Source organism: Oryzobacter faecalis (genome assembly GCF_046764005.1).
In the GTDB taxonomy this organism is placed as follows: Bacteria; Actinomycetota; Actinomycetes; order Actinomycetales; family Dermatophilaceae; genus Oryzobacter; species Oryzobacter faecalis.
The window spans coordinates 213,239-229,006 of sequence record NZ_JBKOFW010000005.1 but is presented as its reverse complement, the minus strand read 5'-3'; the positions used below and the strand labels follow the sequence as shown (position 1 = coordinate 229,006).

19 protein-coding genes are annotated in these 15,768 nt (G+C 74.2%); 2 read left to right on the top strand and 17 right to left on the bottom strand.

Annotation, left to right across the window (positions count from 1 at the left end; translation table 11 throughout):
* Positions 1-21 precede the first annotated feature (21 nt).
* From hemC to ACK8HX_RS11755, 9 genes are all read right to left on the bottom strand, one after another.
* Positions 22-996 (bottom strand): hydroxymethylbilane synthase, encoded by a 975-nt coding sequence (gene hemC / locus ACK8HX_RS11795; RefSeq protein ID WP_411940889.1) that lies wholly within the window; start codon positions 994-996, stop codon positions 22-24.
* On the bottom strand, positions 993-2,303 hold the full coding sequence (locus ACK8HX_RS11790) for a glutamyl-tRNA reductase (protein WP_411940888.1): 1,311 nt from the start codon (positions 2,301-2,303) through the stop codon (positions 993-995). The genes hemC and ACK8HX_RS11790 overlap by 4 nt, the downstream gene beginning before the upstream one ends.
* Positions 2,300-2,962, bottom strand: coding sequence for a redox-sensing transcriptional repressor Rex (locus tag ACK8HX_RS11785; protein WP_411940887.1), 663 nt, complete (start codon positions 2,960-2,962; stop codon positions 2,300-2,302). Before ACK8HX_RS11785 ends, ACK8HX_RS11790 begins: the two co-directional genes overlap by 4 nt.
* Positions 2,963-3,221: 259 nt before the next feature.
* Positions 3,222-3,485, bottom strand: a complete 264-nt coding sequence (locus ACK8HX_RS11780) for a glutaredoxin family protein (RefSeq protein ID WP_411940886.1) — start codon at positions 3,483-3,485, stop codon at positions 3,222-3,224.
* A gap of 16 nt (positions 3,486-3,501) precedes the next feature.
* Positions 3,502-5,103, bottom strand: coding sequence for a 1-acyl-sn-glycerol-3-phosphate acyltransferase (locus ACK8HX_RS11775; RefSeq protein ID WP_411940885.1), 1,602 nt, complete (start codon positions 5,101-5,103; stop codon positions 3,502-3,504).
* Positions 5,103-6,152: an NAD-dependent epimerase/dehydratase family protein gene (locus ACK8HX_RS11770; protein ID WP_411940884.1), complete on the bottom strand. Its 1,050-nt coding sequence runs from the start codon at positions 6,150-6,152 to the stop codon at positions 5,103-5,105. Before ACK8HX_RS11770 ends, ACK8HX_RS11775 begins: the two co-directional genes overlap by 1 nt.
* Before the next feature lie 179 nt (positions 6,153-6,331).
* Positions 6,332-6,430, bottom strand: a complete 99-nt coding sequence (locus tag ACK8HX_RS11765) for a 30S ribosomal protein bS22 (protein ID WP_003792170.1) — start codon at positions 6,428-6,430, stop codon at positions 6,332-6,334.
* A gap of 160 nt (positions 6,431-6,590) precedes the next feature.
* Positions 6,591-6,791 (bottom strand): helix-turn-helix domain-containing protein, encoded by a 201-nt coding sequence (locus ACK8HX_RS11760; protein WP_166102834.1) that lies wholly within the window; start codon positions 6,789-6,791, stop codon positions 6,591-6,593.
* Positions 6,792-6,987: 196 nt separating this feature from the next.
* Positions 6,988-8,178, bottom strand: coding sequence for an acetoin utilization protein AcuC (locus ACK8HX_RS11755; RefSeq protein WP_411940883.1), 1,191 nt, complete (start codon positions 8,176-8,178; stop codon positions 6,988-6,990).
* Positions 8,179-8,250: 72 nt separating this feature from the next.
* Here ACK8HX_RS11755 and ACK8HX_RS11750 point away from each other — a divergent pair, with 72 nt between their 5' ends.
* Positions 8,251-8,919 (top strand): potassium channel family protein, encoded by a 669-nt coding sequence (locus tag ACK8HX_RS11750; RefSeq protein WP_411940882.1) that lies wholly within the window; start codon positions 8,251-8,253, stop codon positions 8,917-8,919.
* A 49-nt stretch (positions 8,920-8,968) separates the two neighbouring features.
* Here the strand turns inward: ACK8HX_RS11750 and ACK8HX_RS11745 are convergent, their stop codons facing one another.
* The 6 genes from ACK8HX_RS11745 to ACK8HX_RS11720 form a co-directional block, all read right to left on the bottom strand.
* The gene (locus ACK8HX_RS11745) at positions 8,969-9,496 is read right to left on the bottom strand and encodes a GNAT family N-acetyltransferase (protein ID WP_411940881.1); all 528 of its coding nucleotides are present in this window, start codon (positions 9,494-9,496) and stop codon (positions 8,969-8,971) included.
* Positions 9,497-9,551: 55 nt separating this feature from the next.
* The gene (locus ACK8HX_RS11740; protein WP_411940880.1) at positions 9,552-10,070 is read right to left on the bottom strand and encodes a GNAT family N-acetyltransferase; all 519 of its coding nucleotides are present in this window, start codon (positions 10,068-10,070) and stop codon (positions 9,552-9,554) included.
* On the bottom strand, positions 10,063-10,863 hold the full coding sequence (gene proC / locus ACK8HX_RS11735) for a pyrroline-5-carboxylate reductase (RefSeq protein WP_411940879.1): 801 nt from the start codon (positions 10,861-10,863) through the stop codon (positions 10,063-10,065). Before proC ends, ACK8HX_RS11740 begins: the two co-directional genes overlap by 8 nt.
* A gap of 144 nt (positions 10,864-11,007) precedes the next feature.
* Positions 11,008-11,958, bottom strand: coding sequence for a proline dehydrogenase family protein (locus tag ACK8HX_RS11730; RefSeq protein ID WP_411940878.1), 951 nt, complete (start codon positions 11,956-11,958; stop codon positions 11,008-11,010).
* A gap of 22 nt (positions 11,959-11,980) precedes the next feature.
* Positions 11,981-12,718 (bottom strand): ABC transporter permease, encoded by a 738-nt coding sequence (locus tag ACK8HX_RS11725; RefSeq protein WP_411940877.1) that lies wholly within the window; start codon positions 12,716-12,718, stop codon positions 11,981-11,983.
* The gene (locus tag ACK8HX_RS11720) at positions 12,715-13,500 is read right to left on the bottom strand and encodes an ABC transporter ATP-binding protein (RefSeq protein ID WP_411940876.1); all 786 of its coding nucleotides are present in this window, start codon (positions 13,498-13,500) and stop codon (positions 12,715-12,717) included. Before ACK8HX_RS11720 ends, ACK8HX_RS11725 begins: the two co-directional genes overlap by 4 nt.
* Before the next feature lie 74 nt (positions 13,501-13,574).
* On the opposite strand from ACK8HX_RS11720, the gene ACK8HX_RS11715 reads away from it, so the two are divergent.
* Positions 13,575-14,081, top strand: a complete 507-nt coding sequence (locus tag ACK8HX_RS11715; protein WP_411940875.1) for a cupin domain-containing protein — start codon at positions 13,575-13,577, stop codon at positions 14,079-14,081.
* A gap of 8 nt (positions 14,082-14,089) precedes the next feature.
* Here ACK8HX_RS11715 and ACK8HX_RS11710 read toward each other — a convergent pair whose 3' ends face one another.
* Together ACK8HX_RS11710 and ACK8HX_RS11705 are read right to left on the bottom strand one after the other, a co-directional pair.
* On the bottom strand, positions 14,090-14,887 hold the full coding sequence (locus tag ACK8HX_RS11710; RefSeq protein ID WP_411940874.1) for a hypothetical protein: 798 nt from the start codon (positions 14,885-14,887) through the stop codon (positions 14,090-14,092).
* 53 nt (positions 14,888-14,940) lie between these two features.
* Positions 14,941-15,741, bottom strand: coding sequence for a sugar phosphate isomerase/epimerase family protein (locus tag ACK8HX_RS11705; protein WP_411940990.1), 801 nt, complete (start codon positions 15,739-15,741; stop codon positions 14,941-14,943).
* Between the last annotated feature and the right edge of the window lie 27 nt (positions 15,742-15,768).

The window sequence follows — 15,768 nt, the reverse complement described above, 5'->3', positions numbered from 1 at the left end:
CGGCGGGGGACATCGTGGTGGTCATCGGGCGGTGGCGCCGGACACGGGGTCCGGCGAGGGTGGTGGCTCGGCGGCGTGGCCCGGACCCATGAGGTCGGCCGCGCCGTCGTCGAGGAGGAGGCGCGCGAGGCGGCGCCCGAGGTCGGCGGCGTCCTCGACCGCCCCCACGAGGGAACGGCGCAGGTCGGCCGTGCCGTCGACGGTGGCGACGACGGCCCGCAGCGACAGCTCCGGACCCTCCATCCCCTCGACGACCTCGGCGAGCGCCCCGACGGGCGCGGAGCACCCGGCCTCGAGCTCGGCGAGCAGGGTGCGCTCGGCGGTGGTGCAGGCGCGGGAGTCGGCGTCGTCGAGCGGGGCGACCACGGCCGCGGTGGCGGCGTCGTCGGACCGGACCTCGACGGCGAGGGCACCCTGGCCGGGTGCCGGCAGCATCTGGAGCGGGTCGAGCAGCTCGGTGGCCTCGTCGACCCGGCCGAGGCGGCGCAGCCCGGCCGCCGCGAGGACGACCGCGTCGAGGCGCCCCTCGGCGACGTGCGCCAGCCGGGTGTCGACGTTGCCCCGCAGGTCGGCGACCTCGAGCCCGAGGCCGAGCGCGGCCAGCTGGGCGCGGCGCCGGGGCGACCCGGTACCGACCCGCGCCCCGGCGGGGAGCTCGCCGAGGGTGAGGCCGTCGCGGGCGACGAGCGCGTCGCGCGGGTCCTCCCGCACGGGCACGGCGGCGACGACGACGGAGGGGTCGGCCGCGGTCGGCAGGTCCTTGAGCGAGTGGACGGCGAGGTCGACGCGGCCCTCGGCGAGCGCGGCGCGCAGGGCCGAGACGAACACGCCGGTGCCGCCCAGCTGGGCGAGCGGGGTGGCCTGGTCGCGGTCGCCCTCGGTGCTCACCTCGACGAGCTCGACCTCGTGGCCGAGCGCGCGGAGGCGGTCGGCGACCCACGAGGACTGCGTCGTCGCGAGCGCCGAGCGGCGGGTCCCGAGGCGCAGGGCGGTCATGCGTCCTCCCCCGGGATCGTCGGCGGGACGGACACGACGGAGACGTCGCGCGGGTCGAGGTCGAACAGGTCGGAGAGGGCACGCGCGTAGCTGCCGCCCTGTCCGTCCTGCGCGAGCTCCTTGACCCGGACCGTCGGCGTGTGGAGCAGCTTGTCGACGACCCGCTCGACGGCGCGGCGCACCTCGGCGCGCTCGGCCTCGGAGAGGTCGGGGGTCCGCCGCTCGAGGCGGCGCAGCTCGGCGTCGACGAGCTCGCCGGCGCGGGTGCGCAGGGCGGTGACGGTGGGGGCGACGGCCTCGGCCGAGCGGGCGAGGAGGAAGGCCGCGACCTCGGCCGTGACGAGGTCGGACGCCTCGGCGACCTGCGGCGCGGACCCGGCGCCGGCGAGGTCCTCGCCGAGCTCGGCGAGCCCGACGCGGGTCGCGCCGTCCAGGCCGGCGACGGCGAGGTCGACGTCGTGCGGGAGTGCGAGGTCGACGTACACCTGCGGCCGGCCGCCGCGGGCGGCGAGCGCCTCGGTGACGTCGTCGAGGACGACGACGCGTCCCGGGGAGCCGGTGCTCGACACGACGACGTCGGCGTCGACGAGGGCGGCGCGCAGGTCGGTGAGCGGGCGGGCCGACCCGCCCACCCGGTCGGCGACGGTGCGGGCGCGGTCGTGGTTGCGGTTGGCGACGACGACGGTGCAGGCTCCCTCGCGGGCGGCGGTCGTGGCGGCGAGGGCCCCCATGCCACCGGCGCCGACGACGAGGACGGCGAGCCCGCCGAGCGGGCCCAGCACGGCTTCGGCACGGGTCAGCCCGGCCTGCACGAGCGAGCCGCTGACGAGGTCGATGTCGGTCTCGGTGTGGACCCGCTTGGCCACGCGCAGCGCCTGCTGGAGGACGCCGTTGAGCGCCGGGCCGACGTGGCCGTGGCGCTGGGCCCGCGCGAGCGAGCGGCGCACCTGGCCGAGGATCTGGACCTCGCCGACCGCCATCGAGTCGAGGCCGGCCGCGACGGAGAAGACGTGGGCGATGCCGCGCTCCTCGTAGTGGACGTAGAGGTGCGGCTGGAGGTCCGCGCGGTCGACGGCACACGCCGCGGCGAGGGCCGCGGTGACGTCGGCGAGCGCCCCGTGGAAGGTCAGCGACTCGGCGTAGACCTCGGTCCGGTTGCACGTGGAGACGACGACGACCTCGGTGACGTGCTCCGAGCGCAGGATGTCGCGCTCGAGGGCGGTGCGCCCCTCGGGGGTCAGCGCGACCGCCTCGAGGAGGGCCAGGGGGGCGCCGTGGTGGGAGAGGCCGAGGACGACGAGGCTCACGACACGACCTCCGGGACCGCGACGCGCTGCCCGTGGAAGGCGAGGATCTGCAGCTCGGTGGACAGGTCGACGGTGCGGACCGTCACCCCGTCGGGGACGGTGAGGACGCCCGGCGCGAAGTTGAGGATCGAGCGGATGCCGACCTCGACGAGGTCGTCGCACGCCTGCTGGGCCCCCTCGGGCGGGGTCGCGATGACGCCGATCGAGAGCCCGTCGTCCTCGACGAGGGCCTCGAGGTCGGTCATGGGCCGCACGACCTGGCCGGCGACCTCCTCGCCGACGACGTGCGCGTCGCGGTCGAGGAGCGCGATGACGCGGAACCCGCGCTCGGCGAACCCGCGGTAGGCCGCGAGCGCGCGGCCGAGGTTGCCCATCCCGACGATGGCGACCGGCCAGTCCTTGGTGAGGCCGAGGACGGCGGCGATCTCGGAGGCGAGGAAGTCGACGTCGTAGCCGACCCCGCGGACCCCGTAGGAGCCGAGGTGGCTGAGGTCCTTGCGGAGCATCGCCGAGCTGACACCGGCGGCGGTGGCGAGCTCCTCCGAGCTCACCGAGACGACGCCCTCGCGCGCGAGCGTGGTGAGGGAGCGCAGGTACCCGGGCAGACGGGCCACCGAGGCCTCCGGGATGCCCCGGCGGGCTGTCGCTGCGGTGGACACGTGGGGTCACCGACTCCTTTCGCGGCCCGCGACGCTCTCGTGGACATGGCGGGTCGCGCCCAGCGGCACGACGCGCGGGTCAGATCGCCCAGCCTACGCACTTGTGAACACATGCACAAAGTCGCGTGGAACCCCGTGAGGTGGCTCACGACGACCGTGTGCTACAAGCGCCCGGCCCCGCCACCTGTTCCCTGCCCGGTCGTGTGCCGAGGTGGCTGCCCGGGCGACCGCCCGGGCACGCGACTGCCTCGGGGGCGGGTCAGGAGAGGGCGGCGCGCAGCCGGGCGGCGTCGACCCGCCAGTAGTCGTGCTGTCGCCCGTCGACGAAGGTCACCGGGATCTGCTCGGCATAGCGCTCGCGGAGGTCGGGGTCGTCGTCGATCGAGCGCTCCTCCCAGCCGACCCCCAGCTCGGCGGCCACCTGCTCGATGGTGGCGCGCGCGGTGTCGCACAGGTGGCAGCCGTCGCGCCCGAGGAGGAGGACGCGGACCGGCGGGTCCGCCGCGCCGCCGGCGCTCGTCATCGAGGGGACGCCGTCATCAGAAGAACACCGAGCGGCGCTGCATCAGCAGGGTGTAGAGCGTCTGCTGGATCGTCTCGCGGACCTGGTCGGTGAGGTCGAAGACGAGCATGGGGTCGTCGGCGGCGCCGGGTCCGTGGGTGTCGGTGGGGATGGGCGCCCCGAACTCGATGATCCACTTGCTCGGCAGCGGGATGAGCCCGAGCGGGCCGAGGAGCGGGAAGGTCGGCGTGATCGGCGCGTAGGGCAGGCCGAACAGGCGGGCCACCGTGCCCATGTTGCCGATGATCGGCATGATCTCCTCGGCGCCGACGACCGAGCACGGGATGATCGGCACCTCGGCCGCGAGCGCCGCGGCCACGAACCCGCCGCGCCCGAACCGCTGGAGCTTGTACCGCTCGCGGAACGGCTTGCCGACGCCCTTGAACCCCTCGGGGAACACCCCGACGAGCTCGCCGCGGGCGAACAGCCGCTCGGCGTCCTCGTTGGCGGCGAGGGTCGACCCGGAGCGACGGGCGATCGTCCCGAGGAACGGGGTCTGGAAGACGAGGTCGGCGCCCAGGGCCCGCATGACCCGGTGCTGCGGGTGCTCGTCGTGGATGGCGAGCTGGACCATGAGCGAGTCGATGGCGACCGTGCCCGAGTGGTTCGACACGACGAGCGCGCCGCCCTCGGCCGGGATGTTCTCGATGCCGCGGACCTCGACCCGGAACCAGTGGCGGTAGATGGGGCGCAGCACCGGGTAGAAGACCTTCTCGGTGAAGTCGGCGTCGTACCCGAAGTCGTCGACCTCGTAGTCGCCGTCGACCCGGCGCCGGATGTACGCCAGCACCTGGGCGATGCGGCGCTCGACGTCCTCCGGGGCGATGCCGGCCGACTCGGCGGCCACCCGCAGCATCGCCACCAGGCCCTCGAGGAGGTCCGCGACGTCGGGCAGCGGCAGTCCGGTGCGCGAGGGCGCCTCGGTGACCGTGGGGTCGAGCGGCGGCTCGGCGATCCGCAGGTGCGGGCGGGCGGCGTCACGGGCCGCCTTCGTGCGGGGGTCGACGCGCGGGCGCCGCTCGTCGGCCGCGCCCGCGCCCGCGGATGCCGGGGCGCGGGTCGCGGACCCGGCGCGGCGCTCGCCCGCCTGGCGCGATGCCGCCCGCGACGGGGCGGAGCGCACCTGGGGCGCCGGGCGGTGGGGGCGCCGCGCGGGCGGGGTCTGGAGCGGGGTGACCGACGCCGCCTCGCGGACCGGGGCCGCGGCCTCGGACGCCAGCGGCGCGGGCACGTCCGCGGCGGCCTTCGCCGGGCTCGTCCTCGTCGCGGGGGCCTTCCGGGGGGCCGCCTTCCTCGCGGGAGCGCTCTTCTTCGCGGGGGCCTTCTTCGCGGGGGCCTTCTTCGCGGGGGCCTTCTTCGCCGCTGCCTTCCCGGCCGGCGCGGTCTTCTTCGTTGCGGCCTTCACGGCCGGCGCGGTCTTCTTCGTTGCGGCCTTCACGGCCGGGCGCGCGGGCGAGGTGGCGTCCTCGGCGGGGACGACGGGGTCGGCGCCGATGAGCGGGGTGGAGCGGCGGCGGGCGCGCTCCCCCGACGCCCGGGCGGCTCCGGCGGCCAGCGCTCCCCGGCGGGCGGTCGCCATCAGACACCCCTCCCGGAACCGAGGGCGCGCAGGACGGCCTGGCTCGCCGACCCCGCGACGGACCCGACGAGGTCACCGACCGCGGCGACGGCCGGGACGGCCGGGCCGACGGTGCGGGCGAAGTCCTCGAAGGCCCCGCGCGAGCTCCAGCGCGGGGAGAAGCCGAGCACCTCGCGCATCCGGGTCGTGTCGAGGCCGCGCCCGTAGGCGAGGAAGGACATCTGGTCCGGTGAGAAGTCGGCGAGGTGCAGGCGCTTCGTGACGCCCCCGACGATCCCGGCCGACTGGAGCGGCACCGGCAGGACGGGCCGGCCCACGATGGCGGCCGCCTGGTAGACGGTGATGACGCCGTCGCCGGCGAGGTTGACGACCCCGGTGGCGTCGCCGGTCGTGGCGATCGCGAGCGCGTCGATGGCGTCGTCCTCGTGCATGAACTGCATGCGGGCGTCGAAGCCGAGCGGCGCCGGGATGACCGGGAGGTTGAAGTAGTCGGTGATGGACGTGCGGATGCGCGGACCGATGATGTTGGCGAAGCGCAGCGTGAGGATGTCGGTGTCGGGGCGGCGGCGCGCGAACCCGCGCACGTAGCCCTCGACCTCGATGCTGTCCTTGCCGAACCCGCCCGACGGCGAGCGCTTGGCGCCCATGTCCTCGGTGAACAGGGCCGGGTCGCGCGGCGTGGAGCCGTACACGGCCGCGGAGGACTTGACGACGAGGCGCCGCACGGTGCTCGACTTCTGGCACGCCGCGAGGAGCTGCATCGTCCCGATGACGTTGATCTCCTTCTGCGGGGTGCGACCCCCCACGAACGTCGGCGTCGCGATGACGTTCATGTGGACGACGGTGTCGACGCCGGTGCTCTCGATGACCCGCGAGATCATCGGGTTGCGGATGTCGGCCCGGACGAACTCGACCCCGGGGAGGTCGTTCGGCGGCGGGATGACGTCGACCCCCACGACGCGCTCGACCCCCGGGTCGGCGCCGAGCCGGCGCGCGAGGAGCCCACCGAGGTACCGGGACACCCCGGTCACGAGGACCACCGACGCCACGCCTGCTCCTCCGTTGCCGACACTGCTCACCCCGACCCTACAGAGTGCCCGCGGCGGCGCACACGCGCTGCCGTGCGACGGTCCCCACACCCGGCCCGTGCCCTCCCCCGCCTCCGGACACGACAAAGGCCCCCGACGGTGCGGGGACCTCTCTCGATGTCAGAAGGAGCGCCGGAGCGTCACTTCTTGTTGCGACGCTGGTGGCGCGTCTTGCGAAGGAGCTTGCGGTGCTTCTTCTTCGCCATGCGCTTGCGGCGCTTCTTGATGACAGAACCCATGGGATACCTCGTGGCTGGGACGGGGAGTGCGGCTGCCCACCCTACCGGCAGGCGTGCGTGGCCCCCAAACCGCGGTCCCCCGCGGCCCGTGGAGCCCCGACCGACACGAGGGGCGGCCCGTCGTGCGGGCCGCCCCTCGTGAGGGTGTTGCTGTGGTGGATCACGCGGTGTCGACGAACGAGCTGCGCAGGTAGGTGTGCACCTCGTCCTCCGGGACCCGGAAGGATCGACCGACGCGGATCGCCGGGAGCTCCCCGGCGTGGACCATGCGGTAGACGGTCATCTTGGAGACCCGCATGATCGTGGCGACCTCGGCGACGGTGAGGAACCGCACCTCCCCGAGCTGACGCTCCGTGGACATCGTGACCTCGATCTTCTGCTCGCCCCGCAGAGCCGGAACTCCCGGCCTGGGACCTGCGGGTCGTGCAGTCGCAACCATAGGGGCAGTTGTGACAACTGGGGAAGGAAACGGACCACATTGGTCGGCCCTGTCCAGTCGACACGCCGAGCCGCGCCGGATCGGTCTCGACCGGTGGGGAGTTCCTCGGCCGAGCCCCTCAGTCGAACCAGGGGTCGAGGCCGTGGTGGCTGAACACGGCCTGCCGCGTCGCGAGGACGGCCCGGTCGACGGGGTGGTCGGGGTTGTGGCCCATACTCCAGGGCTGGACCCAGATCGGCAACCGGTCGGCGGGCAGGTCGCCCATCCGCCCCGGGGCACCCCGCCCGAACGTGGCCCGGACGTGCTCCAGCCAGGGTTCCGGCACCGCCGTGTCGACGGCGACCGGGGCGTGCGCGGCGATCGCGGTGAGGTGGGTCCACGACCGCGGGACGACCTCGACGAGCTCGTACCCACCGCCGCCGAGCGCGACCCACCGCCCCTCGGCCACCTCGTGCGAGAGGTCGTGGAGCAGCTCGTGCGCGCGGCGCTGCGCGTCGACCGTGATGGCGAGGTGCGCGAGGGGGTCGTGGACGTGGGTGTCGCAGCCGTGCTGGGTGACGAGGACGTCGGGCTTGAACTCCCGCACGAGCGGCGGCACGACCGAGTCCAGGGCGCGCAGCCAGGCGGCGTCACCCGTGCCCGGCGGCAGGGCGACGTTGGCGACCGAGCCGCGCGCGTCCGGGCCTCCGATGTCGCCCGGCCACCCGGTGCCGGGGAACAGGTGCCGCCCTGACTCGTGGAGCGAGATCGTCAGGACCCGCGGGTCGTTCCAGAAGATCCGCTCGACGCCGTCGCCATGGTGGACGTCGATGTCGACGTAGGCGACCCGCTCGGCGCCGTGGTCGAGCAGCCACCGGATGCCGACGGCGATGTCGTTGTAGATGCAGAACCCGCTCGCGTAGGCCGGCATCGCGTGGTGCAGCCCCCCGCAGTAGTTGACGCCGTGCAGCGCCTCGCCGGTCCACACCCGCCGGCACAGCTCGAGGGTGCCCTGGACGATGCGGGCCGACGCCTCGTGCATCCCCCGGAACGCGGGGTCGTCGTCGGTGCCCAGGCCGTGGTGGGCGTCTGCCGCCGCCGGGTCGGCCGAGGCGCGCCGCACGGCCTCGATGTAGGCCCGGTCGTGGACGGTGGCGAGGACGTCGTCGTCGGCGACACCGGGGGCCACGAGGTCGACGTGGTCGAGGACGCCGAGCGCCGAGGCGAGGCGGGTGGTGAGGTCGAGGCGCACGGGTCCCATCGGGTGCGTGGGACCGAAGTCGTACGCACAGAAGACCTCGTCCCACACGACACTCGTCCGCGGGGCCATGGCTGCACGCTACTCGTCGCCCTCCGCGTGGCAGGCTGGACGTCCACCACACCTCACGAGGAGGCACCACGGATGGGCTGGAGCAGCTCCCACGACGACGACGTCCTCGTCGTCGGGCTCGGGCGGTTCGGCGCAGCGGCCGCGCTCGAGCTCCGCCGCCTCGACCACAAGGTCACCGCCATCGAGAAGGACGGCTTCCTCGCCGAGAAGTTCCTCGGCCGGCTCAGCCACGTCATCCACGGCGACGCCAGCGACGTGCAGGTGATCCGCGACGCCAAGGCCGGCCGGTTCGAGAAGGCCGTGGTCGCCATCGGGTCCTCGGTCGAGGCGTCGGTGCTCGCCTGCGCCAACCTCGTCGACGCCGGGATCCCGGACCTGTGGGCCAAGGCCCTCTCCCCCGAGCACGCCCGCATCCTCGAGCGGATCGGCATCCACCACATCGTGCGTCCCGAGGCCGACACCGGCCGCCGCGTCGCGCACCTGCTCGGCGGGCGGATGCAGGAGTACATCGAGTTCGACGACGGGTTCGCCATCGTCAAGATGCGCCCCCCGACCGAGGCCATCGGGTTCACGCTCGAGCAGAGCGCGATCCGCAGCAAGTACGGCGTGACGATCGTCGGGGTCAAGGCTCCCGGCGAGGACTTCACCTACGCGGTGCCCTCGACGAAGGTGTCGGCGCACGACACCCTCATCGTCAGCGGGCCGACGACGCTCATCGAGCGCCTCGCCGCCCGTCCCTGACGCGTCACGACATCGACCAAGACGTCGATCTCGGTACGGACGGCGAGGGTCAGAACTGGGCGACGCCGCCGCGGTCGCCGAGCAGCGGGAGGGTCATGGCGACCTCCTCCTCGCCGTCGTCCTCGGACCGCACGCGCATCGGGCGGCGCTCGGCCGTCGGGCGGAACCCGAACCCGCTCGCGAACGCCACGGCCCGGCCGTTGTCGGTGCCGACCCAGTACAGCAGGTGGCGCTTGCCGGCCTCGGCGGCCGTGCGGGCGCCGGCACGGACCAGCTCGGTGGCGACGCCGCTGCCGCGGGCCTCGGGGCTGACCCAGAGGCCGAACAGCTGCGCGGCGTCGGGCTGGTCCTCGGAGGCCGAGCCGACGCTGGCGATGCCGAGCGGCCGGCCGTCGCGCTCGGCGAGCAGCCGGACCGAGCGAGCCATGCGGGCGCGCCAGAAGTCCTCCGGTTCGGACTCCTCCTCGTCGAACGACGCGACGAACGCGTCGGGTGACTCCTGGAGGGCGGTCAGGCGGACGGAGCGGTACAGCTCCCAGTCCTCGACCCCCAGCGGGCGCACCTCGATCTCACTCATGGCGGCCACTCTCCCACGACGCCCTCGGGGGGCGGCAACCCGGGAGGGTGAACACTCAGCGCACCGGCAGGTCCAGGGCCAGCTCGCGCTCGGTGACGGTCCGGTCCCACGGCATCGACCCCGTCGCACCCGTCGCCCGGAACCCGAGCCGCTCGTAGAAGGCCCCGGCGCGCCCGTTCTCGTCGGCGACGTCCAGGACGACACGGGCGTACCCCTCCGCCGCGGCGTAGCGCAGGGCCGTGCGGACGAGGAGCTCGGCGACCCCGGCTCCGCGGGCGACGGTCGCGACCCACATCCCGATGAGGGCGACGACGTCCTCGGGCTGGTCCGGGCCGTGCCAGAGACCGACCGTCCCGAGCGGGCGTCCGCCGTCGAGGGCGAGCCAGGTCGCCGGACCGGAGACGACGAGGTCGAGCCAGCGCTCGTCCGAGCGCTCCGCGGCCTGCGGGTACGTCGTCCAGAACGCGCGCGGGCTGTCGATGAGGGCGGCGAGGCGCACGTCGCGGTAGGTGCGCCAGTTCGCCTCGGTGACGCGGACCACCGCGACGTCATCGAGGACGACCGGTTCAGCCACCGGCGAGCTCGCGCGACCTCGTGGCGGCGGCCTCCATGGCCGTGATGAACGCGGCCCGGACCTTGTGGTCGTCGAGCTCGCGCAGCGCCGCGGCGGTCGTGCCGCCGGGCGAGGTGACCTGCTCGCGCAGCACCGTGGGGTGCTGGCCGGTCTCCTTGATCATCGTCGCCGCCCCGTAGAGCGTCTGGACGACGAGCTCGGTGGCGGTGGCGCGCGGCATCCCGAGGACGACTCCGGCCTCGATCATCGCCTCGACGACGTAGAAGATGTAGGCCGGCCCGCTGCCGGAGATGGCGGTGACGGCGTCCTGGAGCTTCTCGGGGACCTCGAGGACCTTGCCCGTGGCGGCGAGGAGCTCCTCGGCCTCGCGCAGGTGGTCGGGGTCGCAGTGCGCGCCCGCGCTGACGGCCGCCATCCCCTGGTCGACGAGGGCCGGGGTGTTCGGCATGACCCGCACGACCGCGCGCCCCTCGGGGAGGTGGGACTCGAGGTACTGCGTCGTGATGCCGGCCGCGAGGCTGACGACGAGGTTGCCCTCGACGACGTGCGGGGCGATCTCGGTGAGCAGCCCGCCCATGTCCTGCGGCTTGACGACGAGGACGAGGGTGTCGGCGAGCGCCGCGGCCTCCGCGTTGTCGAGGACGCGCACGCCGTACTTCTCGTGCAGCTCGGCGGCGCGGTCGGCCCGCCGCTCGGTGATGACGAGGGCGTCGGCCGGTCGTCCGGCCCGCAGCAGCCCCGAGAGGAGCGTCTCGCCCATGACGCCGGCACCGAAGATCGCGACGGTTCCCATGGCCGTGAGTATGCCGGGTCGCGGCGGCGGGCTCGCGCGGGTTTCAGCCGCACCCCCCTCGTTCGCCCCCAATGGCGCGACCTACCGCCTGGTCAGTGTCGTGATCGCGGCACTTACCAGGCGGTAGGTCGCGATGGAGGAGGGTCAGCCGCGGGTGGCGAGGGAGCGCAGGAAGAACTGCAGGTTCGCGGGGCGCTCGGCCATCCGGCGCACGAGGTAGCCGTACCAGTCCTCGCCGAACGGCACGTAGACGCGCATCTGGTGTCCCCGGTCGGCGATGCGCACCTGCTCGGCGGGCCGGACGCCCGCGAGCATCTGGAACTCGTAGCTGTCGGGCGAGCGGCCGTGGTGCGACGCGAGCGCCCCCGCGATGTCGACGAGCCGCGGGTCGTGGCTGGCCACCATCGGGTACCCGTCGCCCGCCATGAGCACCTTGAGGCAGCGCACGTAGGACAGGTCGACGTCCTCACCGTCCTGGAACGCGACGGACTCCGGCTCCTTGTAGGCGCCCTTGCACAGCCGGACCCGGCTGCCCTCGGTGGCCAGGTCGCGGCAGTCGGCCTCGGTGCGGTGCAGGTAGGACTGGAGGACGGCCCCGACCCACGGGAAGTCCGCCCGCAGCGCGCGCAGCGTCTCGAGCGTGCGGTCGGTCGTCGTGTGGTCCTCCATGTCGAGGGTCACCGTCGTGCCGACCCGGGCAGCGGCCTCGCAGATCGCCCGGGCGTTCTCGAGGGCGATGGCGTCGCCGTCGCCGGGGATCGCCTGGCCGACGGCGCTCAGCTTGACGCTCACCTCGGCGGCGCCGAACGCGGCGAGGTCGGCCTCGGCGAGGGCGTCGAGGAGGGCGACGTAGGTGTCGCGGGTGTGCTCGGCGTGCGCCCGGTCGGTGACGTCCTCCCCGAGGTAGTCGACCGTGGCGAGGCGGTTGGTGGTGCGCAGCTCGCCGACGACGGCGACGGCCTCGGGCACCGACTCGCCGGCGACGTAGCGCTGGACGACCGAGCGGCTCACCGGTGCGGTGGTGACCGCCTTGCGCACGAGGTCGGAGTCCGAGATCTGCAGCATGGCTCCGCGGAGCAGGTCACTGGGGTCCACGGGCCTCAGGCTAGCGGGGGCCTCACGGCGTGCGGCGACGCAGGGTGAGGCTGCCGAGCGCCAGCGCGACGACGACCCACAGGAGGATCACGCCCAGGCTGGGCAGCACCTCGGACACCGGGTCGGCCAGGCGGGTGACGTCCTGCATCGCGTCGACGGCGTACGAGAGCGGGAGGACGTCGGAGACGAGCTCGAGGGCCCGCGGCATCCGGTCGCGCGGCAGCAGGAGGCCGCACAGGAGGAACTGGGGCAGGACGAACGCCGGCATGAACTGCACGGCCTGGAACTCGGTGCGCGCGAAGCCGCTGGCGAGCAGCCCGAGCGCGGTGCCGAGCAGCGCGTCGGCGAGGGCGATGACGACGAGGACCCACAGCGGGCCAGCGATGTCGAGCCCGGCGACCCACACCGCGAAGGCCGTGGCGACGAGGGCCTGGACGATCGCCATCGCCCCGAACGCGAGGGCGTAGCCGAGCATGAGATCGCCCTTGCCGAGCGGGGTCGTGAGGAGGCGCTCGAGGGTGCCCGAGGTGCGCTCGCGCAGCGTGGCGATGCTCGTGACGATGAACATGACGACGAAGGGGAACACCCCGAGCAGGGAGGGCCCGATGCGGTCGAACACCTCGGGGGTGTCGGAGTAGACCCAGGCGAGCAGCCCGAGCAGGACGCACGGCACGACGACCATCAGGCCGACGGTGCGGTGGTCCCCGCGCAGCTGGCGCAGGATGCGGGCCGCGGTCGCGAGGGTGATGCGGGCGTTCACGCGGCCTCCCCTCCGGTCGGCCGGCCGGATCGCGTGGCCTCGGCGTCGACGAGGGCGAGGAAGGCCTGCTCGGCGTCGGGGGCACCCGTGCGCTCGAGGAGCTCGGGAAGGGTCGAGTCGCTGAGGACGCGTCCCTCGCGCAGCAGGAGCAGCCGGTCGCAGCGGACCGCCTCGTCCATGACGTGGCTCGACACGAAGACGGTCCGGCCCTCCTCCTGCGCGAGCCTGCGGAACATGCCCCAGAGGTCGCGACGCAGGACGGGGTCGAGGCCGACGGTCGGCTCGTCGAGGACGAGCACCTCGGGGTCGCCGACGAGGGCGCACGCCAGGCTGATCCGGCTGCGCTGGCCCCCGGAGAGGTTCTCGACCCGGGCGTCGGCGTGGTCGTCGAGGTCGACGGCCCCGATGGCGCGGTCGGCGGCGGCGGCGTCGACCCCGAGGACGCTCGCGAAGTAGCGGGCGTTGTCGCGCACGGTGAGGTCGCCGTAGACGCTGGGCGCCTGCGTGACGTACGCGACGCGCGTGCGGAGCCGCGCACTCCCGGCCTCCTCGCCGAGCACCGTGACCGTGCCGCTCTCGACGACCTGGACGCCGACGACGGCGCGCATGAGCGTGGACTTCCCGCCGCCGCTCGGCCCGAGGAGCCCGACGACCTGGCCGCGCGGGACCGAGACGGTGAGGTCGGGCAGGACCTCGCGCCCGCCCCGGAGCACCCGGAGGTGCTCGACGACGACGGCGGCGTCCGAGGCGCCGGCCGCCGCGCTGCCCGCGTGCTGCGTCATACGGCGAACGTCCCACCGCGCGAGCCGGTCGGCAAGACCCCCGCCCTCGACGCGCCGTCGGTACCGTGCCGGACGTGTCCCTGCTCAACGCGCTGCACCGGCCCTACCCCGACGACGTCTACACCGGCGAGGGCGGTGAGGCCACGGCGTGGCTGCGCCGCGACGGGACGCCACCGGAGATCGAGTACAGCCGTGGCGGCTCGTGCGAGTACCTCGCCACCGGCGACCGGACCGGCGGGCTGTACGGCCTGTACCGCTGGACGTTCGGCGAGCACGAGTCCGGGCCCGACCCGCACTTCCACCGCGCCATCACCGAGTCGTTCTACGTCCTCGAGGGGTCGGTGCGCCTCTACGACGGGAACGGCTGGCTCACCGCCTCGTCCGGCGACTTCCTCCACGTGCCGGAGGGCGGGCTGCACGGCTTCCGCGGGTCCGACGGTGCGCGGATGCTCCTGATGTTCACCCCGGGCGCGCCGCGCGAGGACTACTTCGAGACCCTGGCCGCGGTCGGGCGCGGCGGCGTCCTCACCGACGACGAGCGCGTGCAGTTCATGCTCCAGCACGACACCTACTGGGTCTGAGCGCCCGGTCAGTGGTGGTGCTTCGGGTGCTCGACCTCGAGGTGCACCGGGGGTGGGTGGCTCGGCCCGATGTCGGTGGTCTCGGTGCAGACCGTCCAGTGGTACAGCTGCACGCCCCCGACGGTGAAGAAGTGGTCGTGGCACTGGAGGGCGCCCCCGCTGTCGGTCGACCCCGACGAGTCGTGGCTGGTGAGGACGATCGACGCGGGGGCGTCGGTGGTGTCGTCCGACCCGTGCCTGACGACCGCGTCGAGGACCCCGACGACGAGCGCCTGGGTGACCAGGTCCGCGGAGACGACCTTCGCGGTCAGTGGCGCCACCCACGCGGGGGCCCCTGCGGCCGCGGGCGGCGCTGCCGTGAGGTCGAGCCGGACGCGGCGCACCTCCGGTCGCTCTCCCCCGCCCTCCGCCGGCACCGCTGCGGCGGGGGCGTCACCCGACGGCAGGGGGTCGGGTGAGGTGATGACGTCCTCGCACGTCGTCCACGTCCCGATGTGGTGGCCGAGGACGTGCAGCGTGTACGTCGTGCACTGCATGTGGATGGTCGCCTCGTCGGTCGTACCCGATCCCTCGGTGGGCGGGAGGACCTGCTTCGTGATCCTGACGTCGAGGGCCTGCTGGGTGCCTCCGGGGGCGTCGGTCGAGGACGACGGGGACGTCGGCACGCCCGCGGCCGCCACCGCGACCACCGCGTGGTGGATCGCCTCCTGCACGAAGTCACTCGTCAGGAGGTCCCCGATGAGCGCGGTGATCCCTCCCACCGGTCCGACCGTCACCGCCGCCGCCGTCTCCTCGTACCCAGACATGCCGTCCACCGTCCTCGAGGCCGGGCGGGGGCGTCAATGGCCCGATCGAGTGGTCAGCAGCTCCGGGCACTGGCGAGGTTGAGCCGCGCGAACGCGAGGGCCTCGGCGAGGTCGAGCTCGCGCTGGGCCTCCCCCACCCGCCGGGTCGCCACCTCGACGATGACGTCCCCCGAGAACGCCTGTGCCGCAAGGGTCTCCAGCACCTCAGCGCAGGGCTGCGTCCCGCGACCGGGGACGAGGTGCTCGTCACGGGGTGAGCCGACGCCGTCGGCGAGGTGCAGGTGCGCGAGCCGCGACCCGAGGTCGCGCACCATCTGCATCGCGTCGGACCCGGCGGTCGCGGTGTGCGAGAGGTCGAGCGTGACGTGGTCGTAGGGCTGGGCCACCGGGTCCCAGTGCGGCAGGTACGCCTCGAGCTCCCGCGAGCGCGGCGCCCGCCACGGGTACATGTTCTCGACGGCGAGGCGGATGCCGGTGTCGTGCTCGCGCAGGGCGACGCCGTCGACGAAGCCGGCCGCGTACTCGCGCTGCCACCGGAAGGGCGGGTGGAGGACGACGGTGCCGGCGCCCAGCTCGAGCGCCAGCTCGATGGAGCGGTCGACCTTCTCCCACGGGTCGGTCCCCCAGACCCGCTGCGTGACGAGGAGGGTGGGGGCGTGGACCGAGAGCACCGGCACCCCGTGCAGGCCGGCCAGGGCACGCAGCGCCCCGGCCTCACGGGTCACCGGGTCGGTCCAGACCATGACCTCGACGCCGTCGTAGCCGAGCCGCGAGGCGGTCTCGAAGGCCGTGGGGCAGTTCTCGGGGTAGACGGACGCGGTCGACAGGCCGACCCGTGCCCCGCTCTCGGCCACCGGCCCCACCGAGCCGGTCCCGCGACG